Here is a 24,476-nt window from a genome sequence, read left to right as displayed (position 1 = left end):
GACCCCTGGTCGCACGCCCGCTGACGGTCACCCCTGCGGATCGTCCCGACCGTCGAGTGCGAGAAGTTCGTCTTCGACCGCACCGCCGTAGCCCTCCTTCTGCGGGTTGCCATGCAGGCCCCCGGACACGGCGTACTCCTCTTCCGGCGACAGCACGAGGCGCTTGCGCCCGTACAGGGCGAATCCGAGGAGCATGATCACGTAGACCACGGCGATTGCCAGAATAGCGGGCCTCGCCGGTTCGTTGATGAAGAATCCGAAGAAGATGGCCAGCGAGAGCACGCCGGCGATCACCGCTCCGGGGACGCCCCAGGGGCTGCGGTACGGCCGGTTCGCGTTCGGGAATTTGCGGCGCAGGATCAGGAACGACACCATCTGGAGCACGTAGGCGATCACGGCTCCCCACACGGCAATATTGAGCACAATGGCCCCGGCGACACCGCTGGCTCCGCCCAGGGCGTCCACCAGCACGAGGGCGACGAAGCCGATGATCGCACCGACAAGCAGGGCAAGCGCCGGAGTCTGACGGGTACCGGTCAGGGACAGGAACTTGGGGTAATAGCCCGCGCGCGAAAGCGAGTACATGTTGCGCCCGTAGGCGAACATGATGCCCTGGAGTGATGCCAACAGCCCGATCAGCGCGAAGAGTGCCAGCACCGCGGCGGCACCGTCACCGACGATGGCTCGAAAGCCGTCGAGGAGCGGCTCCGACGACGGGGCGATCTCCGCCGCGCCGACCACTCCGGTATTGAGGAACAGCACCAGCAGCCCGGTCACGATCAGCGTCGTGCGGGCGATCAGCCCGGCGCGCGGAATGTCGCGCACCGGATCGTGCGCCTCCTCGGCGGCCAACGGCAACTCCTCGATCCCCAGGAAAAACCACATGGCATACGGAAGCGCGAACAGAATGGGAATGACTCCGTGGGGCAGGAAGGCGGTCTGCCCGGCGTCCGGGGTGATGTTGAACAGGTTGTCCCAGCTGAACTGCCCGGAAAACGCTGCCATGGCCGAAAACACGAGCAGAATAACGATCGAGATGATGGCCACAACGATGGCAAAGCGGAACGAGATGGCGGCCCCGGCGGCATTGAGCGCAATGAAAGCGGCATACAGGAGTGCCCACCAAACCCACGCCGGAAGCGAGAATCCCAGGAGTTCGGAGGTGATTCCATCGGCGTAAGACGCCGAGAAATAAACGATCACCGCCGTCGTGGCGACATATTCAATGGTCTCGGCAAGGCCCGTGACGAATCCACCCCAGGGCCCCATGGCTGCGCGGGCGAAGGAGTACGCCCCTCCGGTGTGCGGCATGGCGGCGGCCATCTCCCCGATGCTGAAGATCATGCCGTAATACATGACGATGAGCAGGGCGAAGGCGATCAGCATGCCGCCGAAGCCGGCGAAGCCGATGCCGAAGTTCCAGCCGGAGAAATCCCCGGAGATGACCGCGGCAACAGCGAGACCCCAGAGGCCCCAGATCCCCGCGCTACGTCTCAGCTTTCTCTTGTCGAAGTAACCGGCTTTCGCGGTGGTGTAGGTCACGCCCGATACCTTCAAGGTGTCTTTTGGCATCCTGATTCCTTCGCACTCGTTGCATTGAGATTTCGTTGGGCCGACTCTACGTCCTGTAAAGGTAGGTGTATATACCTTTGGGAGATTGCTTCTCGCTCCTGACTGCCGCAAACTGATGGTCTACTGTGTTGTAATGGTGGCAAGTCACCGCAATTGACCGGCTCAATGAGGAGAAGTTCATGACACCCCGCACCCCCCATCTCACGCTCACCGAGCTGACAGACGCCGTGGCCATGGGCGACATCGACACGGTCATCGTGGCTTTCACCGATATGCAGGGCCGGCTGGTGGGTAAGCGACTCTCCGCGCGTCTTTTCGTGGAGGACGCCGCATCCCACGGCGCCGAGTGCTGTAATTACCTGCTCGCTGTCGACGTCGAGATGAACACGGTCGATGGGTACGCGATGTCGAGCTGGGAGCGCGGCTACGGGGACATGGCGATGATGCCCGACCTCACCACCCTTCGCCGCCTGCCCTGGCTCCCCGGCACCGCGATGGTCACGGCGGATCTGCACTGGCTGAACGAGACCCCGGTGGCTCCGTCGCCGCGGCAGATTCTGCGGGGCCAGTTGGCGCGTCTGGCCGAGCATGGGCTCGTGCCCTCTGTCGCCACCGAGCTCGAATTCCTCGTCTTTGACGACGGTTACCGGGATGCCTGGAAAAAGGGCTACCGAGACCTGACGCCCGCGAGCGATTACAACATCGACTATTCCATCCTGGCGTCGACCCGGATGGAACCCCTGCTCAAGGATATCCGCGTGGGCATGGAGGGTGCGGGCATGTATTGCGAGGGCGTGAAGGGCGAATGCAATCTCGGCCAGCAGGAAATCGGGTTTCGCTACGACACAGCACTTGTGACCTGTGACAACCACTCGATCTACAAGAACGGTGCCAAGGAAATTGCCGACGCGCACGGCAAGAGCCTCACGTTCATGGCCAAGTTCAACGAGCGGGAAGGCAACAGCTGCCACATCCACATCAGCCTGCGCGGCACCGACGGCAGCGCCGTCTTCGCCGATCCTGAGGCCGAGCACGGCATGTCGAAGATGTTCCGTCATTTCGTGGCCGGCCAGCTCGCCGTGATGCGTGAACTGACCCTGTTCTCGGCCCCCAACATCAACTCCTACAAACGCTATGTCGCCGACAGCTTCGCTCCGACCGCCATCGCCTGGGGCCTCGACAATCGCACTTGTGCCCTGCGTGTCGTCGGTCGCGGACTCGGGATGCGCGTAGAGAACCGGGTGCCCGGAGGTGACGTCAACCAGTACCTCGCGGTGAGTGCCTTGATAGCGGCGGGTCTGCACGGAATCGAAAACGAGTTGGAACTCGAACCGGCTTTCGAGGGCAATGCGTATGCCAGTTCCACCGCACGAGTGCCGGCGACCCTGCGCGAATCCGCCGACCTGTTCGCCGCGTCCACCGTGGCGCGTTCGGCCTTCGGCGACGAGGTCGTCGACCACTACCTCAACAACGCACGCATCGAAGTGGCCGCGTACGACTCGGCCGTCACCGACTGGGAGAGGACCCGCGGCTTTGAACGCCTCTGAGCGCACGAACAGCTCCGAGCCTCCCGACGGCTCCACGCTCCCGAACGGATCGACACCGCGACGGACGGACCCGCCCGTCATCGGTCTCACCACCTACCTCCAGCAGGCTCAGACGGGCGTCTGGGACGTGCAGGCCGCTTTTCTCCCTGCCGTGTATGTCCAGGCCGTCACCCGGGCCGGGGGCATCGCCGTGCTCCTGCCGCCGCAGCCGGTGAACACGGCAATCGCCGACCGGGTACTCGCAGGCCTGGACGGATTGATTATCACCGGCGGCAGAGACGTCGACCCGGCCAGGTACGGCGCCCAGCCGCATCCGGCCACCGATCACCCCCAACGGGATCGAGACCTGTGGGAAACGGAATTGCTGCGCCGGGCCCTTGAGCAGGATCTCCCGTTCCTGGGCATTTGCCGTGGCGCCCAGGTGCTCAACGTCGCCCTCGGCGGAACGCTGCACCAGCACCTGCCGGACATCGTGGGAAACACCGGCTACCAGGTCGGTGGCGGCACCTTCACCCAGCTGTCGGTTGACATCGATCCCCACTCGCGCCTGCATGCTCTCGTGGGAGAAGACCGGCTCGCCGTTCCCGTGTACCACCACCAGTCGATCGACCGCGTGGCCGATGGCCTCGTTGTCTCTGCCATCACCGAGCACGGCATCATCGAGGCCGTCGAGGTGACGACGAAAGCCTTCGCCCTGGCCGTGCAGTGGCACCCGGAGGAATCCGCCGAGGACCTCCGGTTGTTCGCCGGCCTCGTCGACGCCGCATCCACCTATCGAAGGGCCCAGTCATGAGCAGTTACACGGTGATCAATCCCGCTGATGAGGAATCCATCTCAACGATCGATCACGTCACGCGCGACGCGACCGACGAGGCCATCGCCCGGGCCGGCGTGGCACAGAAGGCATGGGCCCTCGTCGCCCCCGCCGACAAAGCCAGAGCCCTGCACCGGTTCGCGGCGGCCGTCGACGGTGACCGTGAAAATCTGGCCCAGACGGAGGTGCGCAATTCGGGCCACCCGGTGACTCAGGCCCGGTGGGAGGCCGGTCATGTCCGTGACGTGCTCGAGTATTACGCGGCGGCCCCCGAGCGCCTCTTCGGGCGGCAGATCCCGGTGTCCGGCGGGCTCGATGTGACCTTCCATGAGCCCCTCGGCGTCGTGGGCATCATCACCCCCTGGAATTTTCCGATGACGATCGCGGCGTGGGGTTTCGCTCCCGCGCTCGCGGCCGGCAACGCCGTGCTGCTGAAACCGGCGGAGTGGACACCCCTGTCGAGCATGCGATTGGGAGAGCTTGCCCTCGAATCCGGCCTGCCCGAAGGGCTTTTTCAGGTGCTTCCCGGCCGAGGTTCCGTGGTCGGCGATCGTTTCGTGACTCACCCGGCTGTGCGCAAGATCGTCTTCACCGGCTCGACCGCCGTGGGCAAGCAGATCATGGCCGGCTGTGCGGCTCAGGTCAAGCGGGTGACGCTCGAGCTCGGGGGCAAGAGCGCCAACATCATCTTCGGTGACGCCGACCTCGAGAAGGCAGCCGCCGCCGCCCCGTCGGGCGTTTTCGAGAATGCCGGACAGGATTGCTGCGCCCGCAGCCGCATTATCGTGCAACGCGACGTGTACGACCGCTTCATGGAACTTCTCGAACCCGCGGTAGCGGCCGTTCGAGTGGGCGATCCCCGCGATGAGACCACCGACATGGGGCCGCTGGTATCAGCGGCGCACCTCGCATCCGTTCGCTCCTACGTTCCCGATGACGCTCCCGTCGCGTTCCGCGGCGCCGCACCTGAGGGTCCCGGGTTCTGGTTTCCCCCCACGGTGCTCACGCCCGCCTCGCGCCACGATCGCTCGGTCACCGACGAGATCTTCGGTCCCGTCGTGACGGTGCTCCCCTTCGACGACGAAGCGGATGCCCTGCGGCTCGCGAACGACACCGAGTACGGGCTGTCAGGTTCGATCTGGACACGCGACGTCGGTCGGGCAATCCGGGTGGCTCGGGGCGTGGAATCCGGCAATCTGTCCGTCAACTCGCACTCGTCAGTGCGCTACTCGACGCCGTTCGGCGGATTCAAGCAATCGGGCATCGGACGCGAGCTGGGACCGGATGCCCCGCTGAGTTTCACCGATACCAAGAATGTCTTCATTGCCGTCGACTGATCCGTCGACTTTCTCAACACAGGAGCCCGACATGACCGAGATCACCGCACTCAATCTCACCCAGCGACTCGCCGGCAAGGTCGCCGTCATCACCGGCGGCGCAAGCGGCATCGGCCTGGCCACGGCCCTGCGTTTCGCCGCCGAGGGTGCCACCGTCGTGATCGGAGACATGGATGAGGTGGCCGGCGCCCGGGCAGCCCAGCGGGTCGGTGGCCTGTTCGTGAAGGTCAATGTCACCGAGGAAGAGGAGGTGAACAACCTGTTCGACACCGCCAATACAACCTATGGTTCCGTGGACATTGCCTTCAACAACGCGGGCATCTCGCCTCCCGACGACGACTCCATCGAGACCACGGAGCTGCCGGCCTGGAACCGGGTGCAGGACGTGAACCTCAAATCCGTCTACCTGTGCTGTCGGGCAGCCCTGCGGCACATGGTGCGTCAGGGTCGCGGCTCGATCATCAACACGGCCTCCTTTGTGGCGGTGCTGGGATCGGCGACGAGCCAGATCTCGTACACGGCGTCGAAGGGGGGCGTGCTCGCCATGAGCAGGGAACTCGGCGTGCAGTTCGCTCGTCAGGGGATCAGGGTCAATGCCCTCTGCCCGGGACCGGTGAACACCCCGCTCCTGCAGGAGCTCTTCGCCAAGGACCCGGAACGCGCGGCTCGACGACTCGTACACATCCCGGTGGGGCGCTTCGCCGAACCGCAGGAGCTTGCCGCCGCCGTGGCATTCCTGGCAAGCGATGACTCGTCTTTCATCACCGGATCCACGTTTATGGTGGATGGAGGGATCAGCTCGGCGTACGTCACACCCGAATGACGAGAGTGAGCAGCAGGAGGAGGCAGGCGTGTGGACGATCAGCGAGCGTTGATCAACGAGTTGTTGTTGCGACCGGTATCCGGCGGCAACGCGTTCGAGGAAACCGTGCAGCGCCTGCTGCAAACCGTGCGGCTGGGGCTTCTGGCCCCGGGCGAACGTCTGCCGGCCGAGCGCGAACTGGCTGGCCGTCTCGGCGTCAGCCGCGACACACTGCGCGTCGCCCTCGCCTCGGTAGCCGAGGCCGGATATCTCGTCTCGCGTCGCGGCCGTTACGGCGGAACCTTCGTGAGCGACGTGCTGCCCCCGCAGGCACCGGGCGGCACAGAGCCGTCCCGGCCCGTACCGGCGGCGACCCCGGAGCAGATTGAGGACACGCTCGTGTTGCGAGACATCCTGGAGGTGGGCGCGGCCCGCGTGGCGGCATCCCGAGCGCTCTCCCCCATCGAACGAAAACTGCTCTGGTCGACCCTTGCCGACACGACGGCGGCCGTCGGAGACGACTACCGCCGCCTCGATTCACGGCTCCACATCACAATCGGCGAGCTGACGGGGTCGTCGTCGCTCGTGCCGCTCATCGCCGACGTGCGCACGAGAGTCAACGCGCTCCTCGACGGCATCCCCCTGCTGGGCCCCAATATCGCCCACTCGAATGAGCAGCATGAGGCCATCGTGAGCGGAATCCTCACCGGCCAACCCGATGAGGCCGCCGAAGCCATGCGGGAGCACCTCGCCGGCACAGCCCTGCTCCTGCGCGGCTTTCTCGAGTAGGCGGCCGGCCTAAGCGCCGAGCAGCGCCTCGACCGGTCCCCGCACGAAGAACAGCACGAATCCGGCTGCGACAACCCACAGGAGCGGGCTGATCTCCTTCGCCTTGCCAGAGAAGGAGCGCACGAGCACCCAGCTGATGAACCCGGCGCCGATGCCGTTGGCGATGGAATACGTCAGCGGCATCACGATAATGGTCAGGAACACCGGCAAGACGATCGAGAATTCAGAGAAGTCGATGTGCCGGATCTGCGACACCATCATCGCGCCGACGATCACGAGCGCCGCCGCCGCCACCTCGAGGGGCACGATCTGAGTCAGCGGCGTGAAGAACATGGCCGCCAAAAACAGCACCCCGGTGACCACGTTGGCCACACCGGTGCGGGCGCCCTCTCCGATGCCGGCCCCTGACTCGATGAACACGGTATTCGACGAGGCCGATGCGGCGCCGCCGGCGACCGCGCCGATGCCCTCCACGATCAGTGCGGACTTGAGTCGGGGAAAGTTCCCGTTCTTGTCGGCCAGTCCGGCCTCGTTGGCCAGCCCGGTCATGGTGCCCATGGCGTCGAAGAAGTTGGTGAAGACCAGCGTGAAGATCAGCATCACGGCGGCCAGCATGCCGATCCGTTCGAATGCGCCGAAGCTCACCTGTCCGACCAGGCTCAGGTCAGGCAACGACATGATCTGGGTGGGAAGCACCGGGGCGTTCAGGTTCCAGCCTGCGGGGTTTGTTCCGAACGAGGGGCCCACCTTGAAGATTGCCTCCAGCACAATGGCGATGATGGTGGTCGCCACGATTCCGATCAGGAGCGCCGCCTTCACCTTGCGGGCGAGCAGCACACCGATGATGATCAGGCCGACCACGAAGACCGCGGTGGGCAGAGTGGCGACGGAACCGCCCTCACCAAGCTGCACCGGCGGGCCGCCGGGTCCGCTGGACCGCACGAATCCGGAGTCAACCAGGCCGATGAAGGCGATGAAGAGTCCGATTCCCACCGTGATCGCGATCTTCAGCTGACGCGGGACGGCGTTGAAGATGAGCTCCCGCATACCGGTGGAGGCCAGCAGCACGATGATGAGGCCGTTGATGACGACGAGGCCCATGGCTTCGGGCCAGGTCACCTGGCCGACGACGCTGACCGCCAGGAACGAGTTGATACCCAGTCCGGCTGCGAAGCCGTAGGGCAGCCGCGCGACGACGCCGAAGAGGATGGTCATCACACCAGCGGTCAGGGCTGTGACCGCAGCCACCTGTTCGGCAGGCAGCCACCCGCCGGCCACGTCGACGCTCGCCTGGTCCGCGCTGAAACCACCGAGGATGAGTGGATTGAGTATCACGATGTAGGCCATGGTCACGAAGGTGACCAGTCCCCCGCGCACTTCACGGCCCCAGGTGGAGCCGCGGCTGGTGACCTCGAAATAGCGGTCGACGCGGGCCTTGAGACCGGACGACTGCGGGGGTGCTGCCGTGGGGGGGGTGGATTCTGACGGTACTGATGGTGACGCGTTAGTCGTGGAAATCGTGTTCTCCCGGGGCCGGTCGGCGCAGATGTGGGCCCTGCGCAGATGACAAGTCTACGACTCAGACGTGCGGTACGAACGCGCCCCAGGCCAATCGGCGTTCCGACCCGGGGTCGGCCTCGACGCGATCGGTGGCATCGATGATGAGAGTTTCTCGGCTGGATTCGTCGTAGGGCGGCCAGCTTGCGGCCGGTACCCCGCACACCGCGAAGTCGATCCACCAGCCCTGCATGCGGGCTCCGATCGCCCGAAACGTGCGCCGGCCACCGAGCAGTGTCATCCCACGACCGGGCCAGCCGTTGAGTCGATCGAACAGGGGGAAGAGCTCGAGACCGTGCGTCGCGTCGAGTCCCATCAGCCGCACCAGCCGTGGCGCCGCGTCGAATCGGTAGAAGAACACCGGCGCGTACCGTGAATGCCGTTCCCCCACCTTGACGCTCGGGTACCAGAAGGAATAGTCGCCGCCGAAGTCCAGCGCGGCCCGCAGGGCGGGGATGCCCGGGTACTGTGCCTTGAGCGTCTTTCTGGCCTTCTTCGCGGTCTTCTTGAAGATGGCGCGGATGCGCCTGGGCGTCGTCGCAAGGATGTCGATCCGACCGCTGAACAGGGAACCTTCCCGGGCGTTCGTTCCGATGATCAGCGGCACGCGATGGGCACGGCCGTCCCGGAAGGCGTCCAGGGGTCGCTCCGGCAGGAATGCCCCGTCGATGACGGGGCACAACGGGATCGTGCCCGGGTCCTGATCCGGCGTGCGCAGGGTCAGCGCGGTCGTGGCCTCGGCCAGGGTCGCGGTATCGGCCTCGAGCAGCAACCGTACGGCCTGCTCCGTCGATCGGGCCTCGGTCGACTCAGCGAGACTGTCGACGAATTCACCGGCCCACCGCGCCGTGAGGTCTCGAGGATAGACGGCGTTGGGCGGCGCGCTCTGTGCGATGGCCCGGTGAAAAAGACCGGCAGCGGCCGGGACGGTCATCAGCGTGGTGACGGCGTTGGCGCCGGCCGATTCGCCGAACAGAGTGACCGCATCCGGATCTCCGCCGAACGACGCGATGTTCTGCTGCACCCACTGGAGCGCAGCCACCTGATCCCGCAGGCCCAGGTTGCTGTCGAGGGGCCGCTCCGGCGTGGAATACCGCGTGAAATCCAAATAGCCGAGCGCACCGAGGCGGTAGTTGAGGCTCACATAGACCACGCCCCCGCGTCGCACGAGGCCCTCGCCCTGGTGCGGAACCTCCCGTGACGAGCCCACGCTGTAGGCGCCTCCGTGGATGAAGACCATCACGGGGCGCAGCGCGGCGGAATCCATCGGCAGATCCGGTGCAATAACGTTCAGGTTGAGGCAGTCTTCACTCTGCGGGATGCGCGGGTGGGCACCGATGAACTGGCCCCGGTGGCTTTGCGGGGCGACCGGGCCGAACTCGTGCGCGGCTCGGATTCCGGTCCAGGGCTCCACCGAAAGCGGCGCCCGAAAGCGATTCTGTCCCACGGGGGCCGCCGCGTAGGGAATTCCCCGCCACGCGAGCACACCCCGTTCTCGAACGCCGCGCACGGAACCGGCACGTGTCGACCTGGTCAGTCGGTCGGCCTGGTCGGTCTGGGTGTTGCCGGGCGAAACCGTCATGACCCGATCCTATTTGTTTACTACGATCAGTTTGAGAGCACGACAATGAAACGAGAAACAATGGCACTGCCCTGGACCCTGCACGGTGACGGAAAATCGGTCGGAGCCCAGGAGGTCGTCGGTCCCGGCGAACGCCTCAGCTGGCCCCTCACCATCGGAATCGGTACGCAGCACGTGGTGGCCATGTTCGGCGCCACGTTCCTCGTTCCGCTGATCACTGGTTTCCCGCCGAGTACCACCCTGCTTTTCTCCGGTATAGGCACGCTGCTGTTCCTGATGATCACGGGCAACAAACTTCCCAGCTACCTCGGGTCGTCCTTCGCGTTCATCGCCCCGATCACGGCCGCCACGGCCTCCGCCGGCATGGGCGGCGCCCTCTTCGGCATCCTCGCCGTCGGCGTGCTGCTCGCGATCGTGGGGGTGGTGGTGCAGCTCACGGGGACCGGCTGGATCGACCGCCTGATGCCGCCCGTGGTCTCCGGCGCCATCGTAGCCCTGATCGGCTTCAACCTCGCCCCGGTGGCCAAGGCCAACTTCTCGGCGGCGCCGCTCACCGGAGTGATCACGCTCCTGGCCGTCATCCTGTGCACCGTGCTGTTCCGCGGCATCCTCGGGCGACTGTCGATCTTCCTCGGCGTGATCGTCGGTTACGTGGCAGCGGTGATCGGGGGTGAAGTCGACTTCAGTAAGGTCGCCTCCGCCGAGTGGGTCGGTCTTCCCCCGTTCACCGCGCCGTCGAACCCGTTCGAGAATCCGGCGGTGGTATTCGGTGTACTTCCGGCATTCCTGCCGGTTGTCCTGGTGCTCATCGCCGAGAACGTGGGCCATATCAAGGGCGTTGCCCAGATGACGGATGCGAAGGTGAATCGGCTCACCGGCCGGGCGCTGTTCGCCGACGGACTGGCCACCATGCTCGCCGGATTCGGCGGCGGAAGCGGAACGACCACGTACGGCGAGAACATCGGAGTGATGGCGGCCACCCGCATCTACTCGACCGCCGCGTATTGGGTCGCCGGGCTCACCGCCGTGCTGCTCGGGCTCTCGCCCAAGGTCGGCGCCGTCATCAACACGATCCCGGAGGGCGTACTCGGTGGTGTGACCACCGCCCTCTACGGCCTGATCGGCGTGATCGGGGTGAAGATCTGGCTTGACAACAAGGTCGACTTCTCCAAGCCCGTGAACCAGTTCACGGCGGCGACAGCCCTCATCATCGGCGTCGCTGACTTCACGTTGTCGGCGGGCACACTCACCTTCAACGGCATCGCGCTCGGAACGATCGCCGCGATCGTCATTTACCACCTGATGACATGGCTCGGTCGGGTGCGCGGAACGGCGTGACCGTCCGCCGGTCGAGGCAGGGCCGACGCGCGCGGTCTCGATCGCTCCTTCGTCGCGCCTCGACCAGCGGAACTGACCGTCCGTCGCGTCGGGCCCTAGGCGTGCAAGGTCGGAACGATGAGGTACACGCCGTAGAGCACCACGCCGGCACACAGCACGAAACAGGCACAACCGGCAACAACGGCCGCGTTCTTCTGCCACTCAGTCAGCGGGCTCGCGACCGCTGCCTTACGTGCACGTCGCGCCATCTTCGCCGCCCGCTTGGGTGACTGCACGGTGATCGCCCCCGTGAACTCCTGGGGTTCGACGAGGAGAACACGACCGCCCGTCGTCAGCAAGCGGACACCGAGCGAGAACAGCCCCACGAGCACCACTGTCGACAGCAGAGCAGAGCCGGCCACGATGGCCAATGCGTCCCACCTGATCACAACGACACCTTCGTCCGGTCGCGGCCCGGTGTTCGCCGGCGAGTCTTGGTGATCCTGACGACTCGACCGGCGTCGTCAATGTCGTTGAGCATGGTGTTGTGGGTCACCCGGTTGCGCCGGGACCAGCGGAACAACACCGCGATCACGAGGGTTCCGATGACGGCGTCCAGCACAATTCCGATCGGTCCCAACAGGGTGAGCCCCGCGGCAAAGGCACCCATGATGGCCGAGGCGGGCAGCGTGAGCACCCAGCCCAGTGCGATGCGGATCGCCATACTCCAGCGCACGGTTGCGCCCCGACGCCCGAGGCCCGATCCGATGACGGATCCGGACGCAACCTGAGTTGTGGAGAGCGCAAAGCCGAGGTGACTCGATGCGAGGATCGTGGCGGCCGAGCTCGTTTCGGCGGCGAAGCCTGAGCGGGCTTGACCTCGGTGAGGCCGGTGCCCATGGTGCGGATGATGCGCCATCCGCCGGTATACGTGCCCAGCGCAATCGCCAGGGCGCAGGCCGCGATCACCCAGAAGGTGGGACCGGTGCCGACCGCCTGAAACCCGCCCGCGATGAGGGTGAGGGTGATCACGCCCATGGTCTTCTGGGCATCGTTGGTGCCATGGGCAAGCGCGACCAGCGATGAGGAGAAGATCTGCGCACTGCGGAACGCGCCGCGGCCGTCTGGCCTGCCCGGTTCGCGGCGGGTGATCGAATACGCGAGCTTGGTGGCGATCAGGGCGATCAGGCCGGCGATGAGCGGAGCCAGCAGCGCCGGGAGCAGCACCTTGGACACCACCACCCCGTAGTCGACCGCGTTCGTGCCGATGCCGATGATCGCGGCACCGATCAGACCTCCGAACAGGGCATGGCTCGAACTCGACGGCAGCCCGCGAAGCCACGTGATCAGGTTCCACACGGTGGCGCCGATCAGACCGGCGAAGATGAGTTCCGGGGTGATGAGTACGCCGTTCTCGCCCTCGGCGATGATGCCGCCGGAAATCGTGCGGGCCACCTCCGTGGAGAGGAAGGCTCCCACGAGGTTGAGCAACGCGGCGACGCCCACCGCGACCTTCGGCTTCATGGCCCCGGTCGCAATCGGCGTCGCCATGGCGTTCGCCGTGTCGTGAAAGCCGTTGGTGAAATCGAATACCAGCGCGAGCGTGATGACGAGCACCACGATCAGGCTGAGGTCAGGCATTGGGGACCACAGTCTTGAGGTCTGCCCCGAACGTGAATGTTCTCCGGGCCGGAATCCCGCTGAGAACGCCGGGGAGCCAATGGCGGGCATCATCCCACATCTCGTCGACCGGAAGCGTGTCCACGTCGAACCAGACGGGGTTCAACTCATCGGATTCGCGCGGCGTGCCGACCCACGTCGAGCACACGAACACAGTGGATACCTGGCTCCACGACTCCCGATGCGGAAACAAGTACGTCAGAACACCGAATGGCCGCAGGTCATGGGCCTCGACCGTGAGCCCAGACTCTTCTTCGACCTCACGTACGGCCGCTTCGACGGCGCTCTCGCCGGGCTCTAGCTTGCCGCCGAGCCCCACGATGTTGCCGAGACCGAGACCCTTTTTCTTGCGTCCCAGCAGAACCTGGAGCACTCCCTCCGGTGATTGTCGGGTGAGGTAGCACACGCACACCTGGGGCAAAGTCATTAATTCATCTTAACGCTCATGGCCTCGCTCACAGCTCCACGCGTTACGCTGCCATCATGGACTTTGTACCCGCAACCGGAACGATCACGATGTTCACGACGACCTGGTGCGGTTACTGCTCGCGCCTGAAGTCACAGCTCGACCGGGTGGGCGTCGCCTATCGGGAGATCAACGTCGAGGAGGTCGAGGGCACCTCCGAACTCGTCATGAGCCTCAACGGTGGAAACCGTACGGTTCCGACCATCCTCTACCCCGACGGTTCCAGCGCCACGAACCCCTCGCTGGCACAGGTTCAGGCCAAACTCGCCTGAGCGCAGGTTCGGTGACCAGCCGACAGCCACCGTGCTTCCGATTCACGTCTCACCGACGTAGGCTTGAGTGAACTCAGAGAATGCGCAGGCATCCGCACTCTCCGCAAGCGGTGATGCTGTTTGAATGGAACACGAACATGGCCACTCAGCCGACGCACGTAGATGTTTCGCATCGAAATAACGTACACATTTCCGGCAATCCTGAGGGTCGCACACTCGTGTTTGGTCACGGGTTCGGGTGCAGCCAGGAGATGTGGCGGGGCGTCACCGACTCTCTCGCCCCTGACTTTCAGATCGTTCTCTTCGATCACGTCGGCTCCGGCGGGTCGGATCTGACCCAATACGATCATGGAAAATATGATTCGCTCCACGGGTACGCCGCGGACATCCTCGAAATCGTGGGAGAGCTCGGGCTCACCGACGTCGTGTACATCGGTCACTCTGTGGGAGCGATGATGGGAGTGCTCGCTGCCGTGCGCGACCCCGCATCGATTGCCGGACTCGTGCTCCTCAGCCCGTCCCCGTGCTACATCAACGACGGCGATTATCGGGGTGGTTTCGATCAGGCCGAACTGGACGCGCTGGTCGACGCGCTTGATATGAACTATCTCGGCTGGGCCACCGCCATGGCCCCCGTCATCATGGGAAACCCCGACCGCCCTGAACTCGGCGAGGAACTCACGGCACAATTCTGCGCCACCGACCCGGTGATGGCCCGGCACTTTGCCGAGGTCGTCTTTCTCTCGGACAACAGGCACGATCTGACCCGGGTTTCGACCCCGACCCTGATCATCCAGTCCCAGGACGATCCCATCGCCCCGCTCCACGTGGGGGAATACGTCCACCGCAAAATCACCGGCAGCACCTTTGTGGTCGTACCGGCGTCAGGTCACTGCCTCAACCTGTCCGCGCCCAGGCAGGTCGCCGCTGAGATCGCCTCCTACCTGAGATGACGGGCGTTTTCGAAGACCTGTATGAGAACGCTCCGTGCGGCTACATCGTCACAACGCCCCATGGCGTGGTCACGAGGTCGAACGGAACTTTCGCGGCCTGGATGGGTCTCTCCCCGGAGGAGCTGATCGGACGGTCCTTCGAACGGCTCCTGACGCCCGCCAGCCATATTTTCTATCAGACTCGCTTTGTGCCCGTTCTGCGACTTGCAGGCACGGTTCACGAAGTCTCCTTGACGCTTCGCTGCGCAGCGGGAAAGTCCCTCCCTGTTCTCGTCAACGCCACGACGAAATTCGCAACGGATGGTGAACCCCTTTTCGTGCGAACCGCCGTCTTCGACGCGACGGAACGCCACTATCTGGAGCACCAGCTGGTGTCCGCACGCCGGGTCGCCGAATCGTCCGAGGCCCGAGTGAGGGTGCTGCAGAACGCCTCGACGGCATTCGCCGCCTGCACGACCGCCACAGACCTGGCCGAAGCGGTCGTCACCAGCGCGCGGCAGGCCTTCCGCGCGACGAACGCCGCTGTCCTGCTCGGGGACAGCGCAGAAACTCTGGCGGTGGCCGCCGGCACCCACCCCATCGATCCCGCCCTCCCCGAAAGCATCCCCACTCCCTGGGCCGACGCTCTGACTTCCGGCGCGATCGTCACGATTTCGAGCCTTGCCGAGGCCGCACGATGCTACCCGGGATTTGAGCAGGTTCTGCGGGCCCACCGCATCGAAGCACTCAGCGTCGTGCCGTTGCGCGCAGGCACACGTGTGCTGGGCGTCCTGATCTGTTCGTACGGCCGTCAGCGCACCTTCGACGCACCCTCTACGGAACTGCATGCCGCTCTGGCCCGCCAGTCAACGGAGGCACTCGAACGGATCAGGCTTCAGGATGAACTCCGACGCCTTGCCTTGTACGACCAGTTGACGGGTCTCGCCAACCGAAAACTACTGAATCAAACGCTCGACACGATGCTCGACTCCGCCCAGCGACTGGGTTCGCCTGTGGGGTTGATATTCTTCGACCTCGACGGTTTCAAGGCCGTGAACGATCACCTCGGCCACCTCGTCGGCGATGGCGTACTCCGGGAAATCGCAGGGAGATTGCGAACCATCGTGCGTGAACAGGACGTGGTTGCCCGGTTCGGCGGCGACGAATTCGTGATCGTCTGTGAGAGCGCGCGATCTGTCGATGCTCTGGCTCTCGCGGAACGAATTCGCCTGGCGGTACGGCTGCCGTTGACGGGGAGCGCTGCCGCGCATCGTTTGACGGCCAGCGTAGGCTTGGCTGTCTACGAACCGACCGACCAGGCACACCCGAGCGCCACCGACATGCTCCGACTGGCCGACTCAGCAATGTACCAGTCAAAGCAGGCGGGAAAAGACCGGGTGACGACCCTCCGCGCGTGATGCACCCAGTGATCGGGCCCCGCTTGAGTGAATGGCGGGTTCAACCCCGTCTCGGCTCAAGTCACCCGGAGATCAGCTTGATCTGTCGTCGGCTTGATCTGTGGTCGGCTTGATCTGAGGTCAACGCGCTCTGCAACCATCGTGCTCTGCAATCAGCTCACGATCTTCGCCGCGAGTTCGCGAATGCGCTCGTCGCTCGTGGGCACCTGGGACTCGGATAGCCGCTGCGTCAGACGGAAGATCACCTCATCAAGCGGCAGACCCGCCGAATCCGCCGCAACCTGATCCAGAATCCCCTGACGCTTGGCCTCATCGGTGGCGTCGAGGCTGCCGTCCAGCACCGGCTCGTTTTGTTCATTCTGCTCATTGCTAACCATGACACCAGTCTCCCACTTCGTTGAAATCTCCGGGATCGACACGCTGATTATCCGAAGAGGACAGCGGCCTCGTCGTAGCGAGCCGGTGAGACTTTCTTGAGTCCGATTGTTGCCGCGGCGATGCTGACGACCTCGATCTCGGTTCCGCGCAGGGAGACCATGGATCCCCACTGCGAGGCATAGATCGCGTCGATGGCGGCCATGCCCAATCGAGTGGCGAGCACGCGGTCGTAGGCAGACGGTGCGCCGCCGCGCTGGGTGTGCCCCAGAACCGTGGCACGAGACTCGATTCCCGTGCGTTCTTCGATGAGCGGCGCGATGATTTCGCTGATTCCGCCAAGGCGGGGCCGATCGAAGGCGTCGAGACCCTTGTGGGAGTGTGCTTTTTCCATACCGGCCAGCAGAAAGCCCTCGGACACCACGATGACCGGCGCGCGGCCGCGATCGCGGACGTGCTCGACCCACTCGCAAATCTGTTCCATGGTCTTGGGCTGCTCGGGGATAAGAATGGCATGCGCACCGCCCGCCATGCCGGAATGCAGGGCGATCCAGCCACGTGCCGACCCATCACCTCAACGACCATGCACCGGCCATGAGATTCGGCGGTGGTACGCAGGCGGTCAATGGCCTCCGTCGCGATCTCAACGGCGGTGTTGAACCCGAACGAGTAGTCGGTCGCTTCGAGGTCATTGTCGATTGTCTTGGGCACGCCCACGATCTTCAGACCGGCCTCGGTGAGGCGGTGCGCCGCCGTGAGGGTGCCTTCCCCCCCGATAGCGATGACGGCGTCAATGCCCTCGGCGTCGAGTCTGCGCTGGATGTTTTCGGGACCGCCGTTGGCTCCCTCGAACGGATTCGTGCGTGAGCTGCCCAGAATCGTGCCGCCCTGTCTGGACAGGCCACGCACACTGTGACGGTCGAGGGTCATGAATTCGCCCTCCACGAGCCCGCGCCATCCGTTGCGAATGCCGACGAACTCGGCATCGTGCACGCGTCCGCCCTTGAGGACGGCGCCGCGAATGACGGCGTTCAGGCCGGGGCAGTCGCCGCCACTGGTGAGGATACCGATCTTCATGGTGCTCTATTCCTTCACAAAAAGATGAAAAAGTTACTGGAGACCATTTTGGTGCCCGCAGGGCCCCGACCCAAATCGGCCGGGGCACCACGATCTAGAGTCGGCCGTCGAGCGCCTGAGTCAGCAGGTACACGAGTGCGCTGGCCTGGATCGAGTCGGCCGAGGTGTCTTCCTCCTGCGATCCGTCGAGCGCCCGGGCCGCAAGGCCCTGCTTGCTGCCGATGAGATCGGCGATTCGGGCGTCAATGGTGTGAGCCGCGATGATGCGCCACGCCGTGACGGGTTCATCCTGGCCGATACGGTGCACCCGGTCGATGGCCTGCGTCTGCTCCGCCGCCGTCCAGCTGAGTTCGGCGAGCACGACGTTCGAGGCCGCCTGCAGGTTCACGCCGACGCCCGCCGCCGTGAGCGAGCACACGGCGATGGCGACATCGGGGTCGTTGTTGAACGAGTCGATCGCGGCCTGGCGTGCGACCGCGCTCTGGTCGCCGCGCAGTGACACCGTGCGCAGCTCGCGTTTGGCGAACAGGTCTTCTGCGGCATCCATCACATCGATGTGCTTCGCGAAGAAGACCACCTTGCCCACCGACCGAACGAGCTGTGCGGCGTAGTCGGCAGCGAGGCCCGCCTTCGCCTGGCCGATCTTGCGCACCATGGTGAAAACATTCTCACCGGTGGTCTGCCCCTTGGAGTCTTCCAGCTCCGCGTGGGCCACGGCGCGGATGTACGACTCGCGCTGGTGCTCGTCGGGGGCGACGGGGCCGCTGCCGGAGTGGCGCGCCGCGACGAGCGCGTTGTACCGCGTGACCAGGCGTGCGCCCAGCTCCCGCTCGGCTTTCTGGATGGAGCGACCGAGGTCGTCATCGAGCTCGACCGGCAGGTCGGCGATGCGCTTCGCGGGCAGGTCTGCTGCCACGTCGACCTTGCGGCGACGAACGATTCCCATGTCGATCACGGCGGCGCGGGCTTCCTTATAGAAACCTGGATCCGCCGGGGTCAGGCCGGTCTCTTCGAGACGCTGGAGCAGGGCCGGGGCGGGCTTGTCGCCATCGATCCAGCCGAGAAACTGCCAGATCGCCCGAAAGTCATCGACGTCGTTGATCAGAGGCGTGCCGGTGAGGGCCATCAGCAAGGGGTTGCCGCCGGGCGTGCGTCGTCGAATTTGCTCGGCGAGGGAGAGCACATGTTTGGATCGCTGGGACTGGAGGTTCTTGATGAAATGCGCCTCATCGACGACCATGCCTTTGAACCCGAGGGTTCCGAGCCAGGCCAGGTGCCGGTCGAGCACGTCGTAGTTGACGACAACCACGTCGGCGAAGGCGTCGAGCGTGTCTCCGTCTCCGTGAATCACGGTCGCGCGACGATTCGGGGTCCAGAGTTCGACCTCACGCGCCCAGTTCATCTTGACGACGTTGGGAACGATCGCGAGCAGGGGGTACGCGTTCGACACCGAGGCCGCGAGCAGGCTCTGGGCCGTCTTGCCGAGCCCGGGCTCGTCGGCCAGCAGGTAGCTGCGGTGGCCGAGGCGGGCGCTTTCGACGAACCGCGCCTGATGGCGCATCAGCTCCATACCGTGCGGCGACAGCCGGTCGAGACCGGGGGCTTCCGGCATGTCCATGCTTGCCGCCTGTCCGCCGGACCCGTATTCAAACGATTTGAACAACGGCCCCAGCAGGTCCCAATTGGCCAGACGACGCGGGCGGGCGACCGGCTGAGCCTGGGCCGCACTGAAATCGGGGGCCAGAAAGGGGTTGGCGAGTTGTCGCGCCTTGACCGAGGCCGGCACGACCTGGTTGAGCGGAACGACGGGCTGGGCTTCGGGCTCGCGCGTGATGATGAGCTCGTCTGGACTCAGCTCTGCTCCCGACTCAAGCAGCCAGTCGCGGCGGAAACGCTGCGCAACCGTCGACACGCCAGCATCGGGCTCCAGCAGCGTGATGAGGCTGGTGTCCCGAGCGGCGGTCTTGGCGAGAATCTGGGCGATGCCGTCGAGACGCTTGAGCAGCTCCGCGCGGTTGGCGTCCGTCTGCTCGGCGTCGGCTTTGACCCGTGCACGCTCTTCACGCATCAGGAGCGCGATGACCTGATACTTGGTGCGGTTCGTGGGGCCGAGCTTGGTGCCGCTTTGTGCCTTCGCCTCAACCTCACGGACCTTGCGGGCCAGGATGGGGATGATGGGAGCATCATCGTCTCGGGATCGCGGACGCATTCGTCGACCGGCGCTGCCTCGGTTGTTCGAACCGTCGGTGCGGGTATAAGCCATTGTTCTCCACTTCACAGCCGCGCGAGCCGCGCTCACGTGTTGCGGCGTCTACAGACGCCGTCGATCCCTACGCCGAACCCGGCAGCACCGCCTGTTCGCAGCTCCGAATGTCCAGAGCGCCGAATGTTCACAGCACCGAATGCTGAACTCGACAGCGCATCTCGCACTGCGGCTCATCTTTGTGTAGCGGGTGCGGTGGAGTCGGATACCGGGTTCTCCAAGCGGCACCAGTCTACGCCCTCCGGGACCGGCTCAGGCGTGCTGCACCGGCACCTTCGTTCGGATCCCCGCAAAGATGAAGATGAGAGCCGCGATGTACTGAGCGGATGCCCAGCCCTGGCCTTCGAGCGGGATGACCGCAATCGGGTTCCACAGCACGGCGATCGGAACGAGTCCGAGCAGCCACCACCAGGACTTGGCCTGAACCACGAAAACCGTGATGATCAGAGCCAGAATGCTGACGGCGTAGCGAATGATGATGTAGCCCTCGCCATCAAGCAGGGCGAGTCCCGCGAGCAGAACGATCGCCCCGAGGAGTCCGGGAGCGAGCGCGGCGCGGGTGAATGTCGGAGCAGCAGGAGTGCCCATCAGACGCCCCCTCCCCCGCCGCCGCCTCCTCCTCCGCCCGAGGAACCACCACCGCCGGTTCCCGAACCGGAGGAGCTCGTGGACGTGCCGGACCAGGACGCCGTCGTGGCGGCGGCAAAGCCGCTGACGGCACCGGCGAAGTACAGGGCACTGAAAGCGTTCGTTCCCACGTACCAGTCCGGCTGCGTACCGGACTGTTCGTAGTACCGGCCGAGCACGCGTGACCACTCCTTCTCCTGGCCGAAGAGCACCGCGAGAGGGAGCACCCGTTCGGAGAGCCTGACGACCTGCGCCGGTTCAGCTGCGGTGGCCCGGTCGAGGTCCGGCCGGTACGGCGAGCGGAGTGCGCCCTCAGGACTCTGCAACACGCGCAGTCGGTCGGCTTCCGCCAGGCCTATGTACAATTTGACACCTTTCAGGTAATCACGAAGTTCTGCGCCGCTCCGGGTGAGCGGTCGAAAATTGCCGACGAAGGCGAAGGTCGCCAGTGTCGCCAGGATGGCGACGCCGATGGTCACGGCCGGCCAGAATCCACCGACCACGGTGACCACGGCGGCCATGCTCGCCCCGAAGGCCAGCGCGACACTTGCCAGGGCAGCCACGAGCAGCCACGCGCGCAGCGCGGTGTCCTGCGCCGCTCGAAGCCCCGTGCGCAGCGAGGCCTTGCGTGCGGCGGAGAGTTCCTTCTGCAACGCCGTTGTCAGCGGCGCGCTCTTCTTCTTCAGGTCGCGCCGTTCTCCCGGCAGCAGCCGCGGAAACAGCAGGCCCAGAACCCGAAGCTCCGCCTCGTCCGCTCCGTCGGTGGTGCGGAATTCGAGCAGGTAGTGACTCTTCCTGTCGGTCTCCTCCAGGATGCGCACGTTTCCGCGCACCGCGAAGCTCACGAACTGGGCCGCTATCGCCGTGCCGCTGAGGCCGGAGACTTCTCCGGAAGTCAGCAGATTGACGCCTTTCGGCGGCAGATACTCGGCGATGATGGTGGGCCGCCCTGGCGCCCGCTTCCAGCGCCCGGCGCGCAGGAACCCGGCCAGGACCACCACGAGCACGGCCGCGAGGGCTCCGACGAGTCCCAGGGTCGGGAAGACATTGGCCGTGAACGAATCGTCGCGGGGCACAAAAGTCCCCGGTGCGAAATCGACCACGACGGTGAGGTTTTCGTAGGGCGCGAGGGAGGTTGCCCCGGCGTCGACACGCCAGCCCGAGCCATCCGCTGCTCCCGAAATCGCATCACAGGCCTGCGTGGCGCCCTCGGGGCCCCGGTAGCACGCCTGATCTTCGGTGAGCTGATCGACGAGTTCCGGAGCGACGAACACGCTCGCTGTGACCTCGGCGAACGGCTGGGCCCAGCCGGTTCCGTTGACGTCCCAGTAGAACTGCTCGCTGACGGCGTTGTCCGGGTACAGGGTCACATTGGTCTGGTCGTAGGTGATCACATAGGTGTGGGGCCCATGAACGAAGTCATCCGCCGCGATCGTAAGGTTGAGGAAGTTGCCGTCGTCGCCCGTTGTTTCACTGCTGTAGCTGCGGGGCTCGCCGTTCTCGTCCGTGACGCTCACGATGGAGACGTCGGTCGGATGACCCTGGTAATCCGTGGGGATGGCCCGGAGGATGCCGTGATTTTGATCCGTCTCGGGAAACCGGGCCGTGATCGTCTCCACCGTTGTGAGCGCTGAGCGCCCCGAGGCGTCGAGCCCCAGGGTGAAGTCGGAGTGCCAGGAATCGAAGGTGAAGTCAGCTGTGCTGCTCGCCACCGTTGATGGCGTTGTCGCCGACTCCGTGGCGTGCGCGGCAGAACCGGCGAACCCGAAGCCGACCAGAAGCAGGGTACCGAGCGTAGCGGCGAGAGCGCGGCGCATCAGTCGAGGCATGACTCCAGCCTACCCGCGAGGATCAGGCGTGTTGGATGGGAAGGGACGTTGTGGATGGTGGACGGTCGAACAGCAGTGCGAGGCCGGGCCGGAGCTCGGCCAGCCAAGCTTGATAGCCTCCGGGGTGAGATGAAGGTGGTCCTCCGAGAAGGCCGGGTTGATGTCGCCGTCGGGCAGCGCGAGGGCCGGCCACAGATCGAGATACTGCGCGTGTTGTGTCGGTGCGTACTGCCAGATATGCCGGTTGATCGATCGGATCGTGTCGGCGAAGTCACGATCTCGCGGGAAGACGGACTGCACGAGGAGCCGCGTACCGGGCAGCCCCTTGCGGAGGCGGTACAGGATGGTCTCCAGATTGCGAACAACGTACTCGTCGGACTTGCGCCAACCGAGATCATTGGTTCCCACATGGATCACGATGGCGTCCGGCGAGAGTTCGATAATGGAATCGAGTCCGGTGATGACCTCATCGGTGGTGTTGCCGCTGACCCCGAGGTTGGTCACGTCGTACTCAGGAAACCACTCAGTCCAAGCACCGCCGGCCGTCAGGCCGTCACCGACAAAGACAATGGATGCTGACATCGGACCTCCTCTACAGTTCGGTCTGGCCCGTCCGCTCCTGGCCGACGAGCCCTTCTCCGAACATACTAGGCGGCAGCAGACGACACGTCGAGGCTTTCCGCGGCCGCTGTAGCGGTGATGCGGGTCGCCATGCCGTCGAAGATAATGCTGTGGAACGGCAGGATTGCCGCCCAGTACAGTCGTCCGCCCAGACCACGGGGAAAGAACACTGCGCGCTGCCGGTAGACCGAACCGCCGCCCGCGAGCGGGATGACGGTCATCTCCAGCCAGGCCTTGCCGGGAACGCGCATTTCGGCGCGGAGCCTCAGCGAACTGCCGTGCTCGATGCTTTCCACCCGCCAGAAATCGAGCACTTCCCCGGCGTGCAGGTGGTCGGGATTTCGACGCCCGCGACGAAGCCCCACTCCGCCCACGAGCTTGTCCATGAGACCGCGCACGGCCCAGGCGAGGGGGAACGAATACCAGCCGTTTTCTCCGCCGATGCTCTCGATGACACGCCAGAGGGCCTCCGGGGCTGCGGCGGTGGTCTTCTCGCGCAGGTCGGTGTACACAACGTGGCCGGCCCATTCCGGGTCGCTCGGCAACGGGTTGCTCGACGCCCCTTCAATCGATGAGTTGCGCCAGCTCGTTTCGACGTCACCATCCCGCATCCGGCCCAGGGCCAAACGAACGGCCGTGCGATAGCTGGTGAGCCCACCCTCCGGCGACGGGATGTACTGATCGATGTCGCTCTCGTGCACGACGCAGTCGTATTGCAGTGAGGCAATGATCGGAATCGCAAGATTGCGCGGAATCGGCGTGACGAGATTGACCCACTGGGAGGCAAGCCAGGGGGTCAGCACCGGGAGGGCCGCGATCGCCCGCTGGCGCAGTCCTGCCTCGACGGCGTAGCCGTTCATCATCTGCCCGTAGCGCAGTACGTCGGGCCCACCGATGTCAAACGTGCGGTTGACATCGGAGGGCAGATCGGCAGCCTCCACGAGGTAGTACAGCACATCCCGAACGGCAATCGGCTGGATTTTGTTCCGCACCCACTTCGGCGCGGGCATATAAGGCAGAACGTCGGTGAGGTGCCGGATCATCTCGAAGGACGTCGAACCGGAACCGATCACCACTCCGGCCTGGAAAGCTATGGTCGGAACGCCAGACTCCAGCAGTATCTGGCCGACTTCCATGCGGGAACGAAGGTGAGCGGAGAGCGCGTCGGTATCGGGGTGCAGTCCGCCCAGATAAACGATGCGGGACACTCCGGCGAGTGCAGCCGCCGCTGCCACGTTCTCCGCACCCGCGTGCTCAGCCTTCTCGAAATCACCCGCCGCGCCCATCGAGTGCACCAGGTAGTAGAGCACGTCGACACCGTCGCAGGCGGCGTCCAGCGAACTCCTGTTTTCCAGGTCACCCTTCACGATCTCGACCTGGTCGGCCCACGGCACATCCCGAAGCTTCAGCGGTGTTCGCACGAGAACGCGAACCTCATATCCGGCTTCCAGGAGCCGGGGGACCAAACGTCCACCGATGTATCCGGTGCGCCCGTAACGAGGACTCTGCGCGATGTCATGCGATGAGTTTAGAGCCCCAAACTGGGCGCCGACACAATACGTAGGCATACGTCCAGCAGATCAGACCTGATCGGGGTAC

At 65.0% G+C, this 24,476-nt stretch carries 20 protein-coding genes and 2 pseudogenes; 9 read left to right on the top strand and 13 right to left on the bottom strand.

Annotated elements, in window-relative coordinates:
- Positions 1-27: 27 nt before the first annotated feature.
- The gene (locus tag JF66_RS00965; RefSeq protein WP_035873944.1) at positions 28-1,572 is read right to left on the bottom strand and encodes an amino acid permease; all 1,545 of its coding nucleotides are present in this window, start codon (positions 1,570-1,572) and stop codon (positions 28-30) included.
- A 179-nt stretch (positions 1,573-1,751) separates the two neighbouring features.
- Here JF66_RS00965 and JF66_RS22780 point away from each other — a divergent pair, with 179 nt between their 5' ends.
- From JF66_RS22780 to JF66_RS00940, 5 genes are read left to right on the top strand one after another with little or no spacing between them, the layout of a single operon-like run.
- Positions 1,752-3,119 (top strand): glutamine synthetase family protein, encoded by a 1,368-nt coding sequence (locus tag JF66_RS22780; RefSeq protein ID WP_035873943.1) that lies wholly within the window; start codon positions 1,752-1,754, stop codon positions 3,117-3,119.
- The gene (locus tag JF66_RS00955) at positions 3,106-3,912 is read left to right on the top strand and encodes a gamma-glutamyl-gamma-aminobutyrate hydrolase family protein (protein ID WP_197059276.1); all 807 of its coding nucleotides are present in this window, start codon (positions 3,106-3,108) and stop codon (positions 3,910-3,912) included. The genes JF66_RS22780 and JF66_RS00955 overlap by 14 nt, the downstream gene beginning before the upstream one ends.
- Positions 3,909-5,270 (top strand): aldehyde dehydrogenase, encoded by a 1,362-nt coding sequence (locus JF66_RS00950; RefSeq protein ID WP_035873942.1) that lies wholly within the window; start codon positions 3,909-3,911, stop codon positions 5,268-5,270. Before JF66_RS00955 ends, JF66_RS00950 begins: the two co-directional genes overlap by 4 nt.
- Before the next feature lie 31 nt (positions 5,271-5,301).
- The gene (locus tag JF66_RS00945; protein ID WP_035873941.1) at positions 5,302-6,093 is read left to right on the top strand and encodes a 3-oxoacyl-ACP reductase; all 792 of its coding nucleotides are present in this window, start codon (positions 5,302-5,304) and stop codon (positions 6,091-6,093) included.
- A gap of 30 nt (positions 6,094-6,123) precedes the next feature.
- Positions 6,124-6,861 carry a FadR/GntR family transcriptional regulator gene (locus JF66_RS00940; RefSeq protein ID WP_035873940.1) on the top strand — a complete coding sequence of 246 codons (738 nt, stop codon included), beginning with the start codon at positions 6,124-6,126 and terminating at the stop codon, positions 6,859-6,861.
- Between the two features lie 9 nt (positions 6,862-6,870).
- Here JF66_RS00940 and JF66_RS00935 read toward each other — a convergent pair whose 3' ends face one another.
- Both JF66_RS00935 and JF66_RS00930 read right to left on the bottom strand, forming a co-directional pair.
- Complete coding sequence (locus tag JF66_RS00935; RefSeq protein ID WP_081882054.1) at positions 6,871-8,379, bottom strand: NCS2 family permease; 1,509 nt, start codon at positions 8,377-8,379, stop codon at positions 6,871-6,873.
- 61 nt (positions 8,380-8,440) lie between these two features.
- Entirely contained in the window at positions 8,441-10,000 is a 1,560-nt protein-coding gene (locus JF66_RS00930) for a carboxylesterase/lipase family protein (RefSeq protein ID WP_081882053.1), read from the bottom strand.
- Between the two features lie 60 nt (positions 10,001-10,060).
- Between JF66_RS00930 and JF66_RS00925 the strand changes: the two genes are divergently transcribed.
- Entirely contained in the window at positions 10,061-11,338 is a 1,278-nt protein-coding gene (locus JF66_RS00925) for a uracil-xanthine permease family protein (protein ID WP_035873936.1), read from the top strand.
- Between the two features lie 95 nt (positions 11,339-11,433).
- Here JF66_RS00925 and JF66_RS00920 read toward each other — a convergent pair whose 3' ends face one another.
- The 3 genes and pseudogenes from JF66_RS00920 to JF66_RS00910 form a co-directional block, all read right to left on the bottom strand.
- Complete coding sequence (locus tag JF66_RS00920; RefSeq protein ID WP_035873934.1) at positions 11,434-11,766, bottom strand: hypothetical protein; 333 nt, start codon at positions 11,764-11,766, stop codon at positions 11,434-11,436.
- Positions 11,763-12,958, bottom strand: a pseudogene (locus JF66_RS00915) (anion permease). The gene JF66_RS00920 and the pseudogene JF66_RS00915 overlap by 4 nt, the downstream one beginning before the upstream one ends.
- The gene (locus JF66_RS00910) at positions 12,951-13,424 is read right to left on the bottom strand and encodes an 8-oxo-dGTP diphosphatase (protein ID WP_081882052.1); all 474 of its coding nucleotides are present in this window, start codon (positions 13,422-13,424) and stop codon (positions 12,951-12,953) included. The pseudogene JF66_RS00915 and the gene JF66_RS00910 overlap by 8 nt, the downstream one beginning before the upstream one ends.
- A gap of 56 nt (positions 13,425-13,480) precedes the next feature.
- On the opposite strand from JF66_RS00910, the gene JF66_RS00905 reads away from it, so the two are divergent.
- The 3 genes from JF66_RS00905 to JF66_RS00895 all read left to right on the top strand — a co-directional run bounded on the left by JF66_RS00905 (position 13,481) and on the right by JF66_RS00895 (position 16,085).
- Entirely contained in the window at positions 13,481-13,735 is a 255-nt protein-coding gene (locus JF66_RS00905; protein ID WP_035873933.1) for a mycoredoxin, read from the top strand.
- Between the two features lie 80 nt (positions 13,736-13,815).
- Positions 13,816-14,688 carry an alpha/beta fold hydrolase gene (locus JF66_RS00900; RefSeq protein ID WP_369797926.1) on the top strand — a complete coding sequence of 291 codons (873 nt, stop codon included), beginning with the start codon at positions 13,816-13,818 and terminating at the stop codon, positions 14,686-14,688.
- Complete coding sequence (locus JF66_RS00895) at positions 14,685-16,085, top strand: diguanylate cyclase (RefSeq protein WP_035873931.1); 1,401 nt, start codon at positions 14,685-14,687, stop codon at positions 16,083-16,085. Before JF66_RS00900 ends, JF66_RS00895 begins: the two co-directional genes overlap by 4 nt.
- 152 nt (positions 16,086-16,237) lie before the next feature.
- Here the strand turns inward: JF66_RS00895 and JF66_RS00890 are convergent, their stop codons facing one another.
- The 7 genes and pseudogenes from JF66_RS00890 to JF66_RS00860 all read right to left on the bottom strand — a co-directional run bounded on the left by JF66_RS00890 (position 16,238) and on the right by JF66_RS00860 (position 24,343).
- Positions 16,238-16,462, bottom strand: coding sequence for a hypothetical protein (locus JF66_RS00890; RefSeq protein ID WP_035873930.1), 225 nt, complete (start codon positions 16,460-16,462; stop codon positions 16,238-16,240).
- A 47-nt stretch (positions 16,463-16,509) separates the two neighbouring features.
- A pseudogene (locus JF66_RS00885) lies at positions 16,510-17,537 on the bottom strand (6-phosphofructokinase).
- A gap of 94 nt (positions 17,538-17,631) precedes the next feature.
- Positions 17,632-19,800: a DEAD/DEAH box helicase gene (locus JF66_RS00880; protein WP_081882051.1), complete on the bottom strand. Its 2,169-nt coding sequence runs from the start codon at positions 19,798-19,800 to the stop codon at positions 17,632-17,634.
- Positions 19,801-20,052: 252 nt separating this feature from the next.
- A complete protein-coding gene (locus JF66_RS00875; protein ID WP_035873929.1) occupies positions 20,053-20,388 on the bottom strand; it encodes a DUF6804 family protein in 336 nt (111 codons plus the stop codon).
- Entirely contained in the window at positions 20,388-22,256 is a 1,869-nt protein-coding gene (locus tag JF66_RS00870) for a DUF2207 domain-containing protein (protein WP_035873928.1), read from the bottom strand. The genes JF66_RS00875 and JF66_RS00870 overlap by 1 nt, the downstream gene beginning before the upstream one ends.
- 9 nt (positions 22,257-22,265) lie before the next feature.
- Positions 22,266-22,838 (bottom strand): GDSL-type esterase/lipase family protein, encoded by a 573-nt coding sequence (locus JF66_RS00865; protein ID WP_156109597.1) that lies wholly within the window; start codon positions 22,836-22,838, stop codon positions 22,266-22,268.
- Between the two features lie 65 nt (positions 22,839-22,903).
- A complete protein-coding gene (locus JF66_RS00860; RefSeq protein WP_369797925.1) occupies positions 22,904-24,343 on the bottom strand; it encodes an SDR family oxidoreductase in 1,440 nt (479 codons plus the stop codon).
- Between the last annotated feature and the right edge of the window lie 133 nt (positions 24,344-24,476).

Source organism: Cryobacterium sp. MLB-32 (genome assembly GCF_000738085.1).
In the GTDB taxonomy this organism is placed as follows: Bacteria; Actinomycetota; Actinomycetes; order Actinomycetales; family Microbacteriaceae; genus Cryobacterium.
The sequence above is the reverse complement of the archived record's forward strand: the minus strand, read 5'-3'. Positions and strand labels throughout refer to the sequence as shown.

Excerpts from the sequence above, each read along its gene's own strand:
- JF66_RS00890 (WP_035873930.1), bottom strand. The coding sequence starts at position 16,462 with ATGGTTAGCAATGAGCAGAATGAACAAAACGAGCCGGTGCTGGACGGC.
- JF66_RS00945 (WP_035873941.1), top strand. The coding sequence starts at position 5,302 with ATGACCGAGATCACCGCACTCAATCTCACCCAGCGACTCGCCGGCAAG.
- JF66_RS00965 (WP_035873944.1), bottom strand. The coding sequence starts at position 1,572 with ATGCCAAAAGACACCTTGAAGGTATCGGGCGTGACCTACACCACCGCG.
- JF66_RS00930 (WP_081882053.1), bottom strand. The coding sequence starts at position 10,000 with ATGACGGTTTCGCCCGGCAACACCCAGACCGACCAGGCCGACCGACTG.
- JF66_RS00870 (WP_035873928.1), bottom strand. The coding sequence starts at position 22,256 with ATGCCTCGACTGATGCGCCGCGCTCTCGCCGCTACGCTCGGTACCCTG.
- JF66_RS00865 (WP_156109597.1), bottom strand. The coding sequence starts at position 22,838 with ATGTCAGCATCCATTGTCTTTGTCGGTGACGGCCTGACGGCCGGCGGT.
- JF66_RS00950 (WP_035873942.1), top strand. The coding sequence starts at position 3,909 with ATGAGCAGTTACACGGTGATCAATCCCGCTGATGAGGAATCCATCTCA.
- JF66_RS00880 (WP_081882051.1), bottom strand. The coding sequence starts at position 19,800 with ATGGCTTATACCCGCACCGACGGTTCGAACAACCGAGGCAGCGCCGGT.
- JF66_RS22780 (WP_035873943.1), top strand. The coding sequence starts at position 1,752 with ATGACACCCCGCACCCCCCATCTCACGCTCACCGAGCTGACAGACGCC.
- JF66_RS00895 (WP_035873931.1), top strand. The coding sequence starts at position 14,685 with ATGACGGGCGTTTTCGAAGACCTGTATGAGAACGCTCCGTGCGGCTAC.
- JF66_RS00905 (WP_035873933.1), top strand. The coding sequence starts at position 13,481 with ATGGACTTTGTACCCGCAACCGGAACGATCACGATGTTCACGACGACC.
- JF66_RS00910 (WP_081882052.1), bottom strand. The coding sequence starts at position 13,424 with ATGACTTTGCCCCAGGTGTGCGTGTGCTACCTCACCCGACAATCACCG.
- JF66_RS00900 (WP_369797926.1), top strand. The coding sequence starts at position 13,816 with ATGCGCAGGCATCCGCACTCTCCGCAAGCGGTGATGCTGTTTGAATGG.
- JF66_RS00875 (WP_035873929.1), bottom strand. The coding sequence starts at position 20,388 with ATGGGCACTCCTGCTGCTCCGACATTCACCCGCGCCGCGCTCGCTCCC.
- JF66_RS00925 (WP_035873936.1), top strand. The coding sequence starts at position 10,061 with ATGGCACTGCCCTGGACCCTGCACGGTGACGGAAAATCGGTCGGAGCC.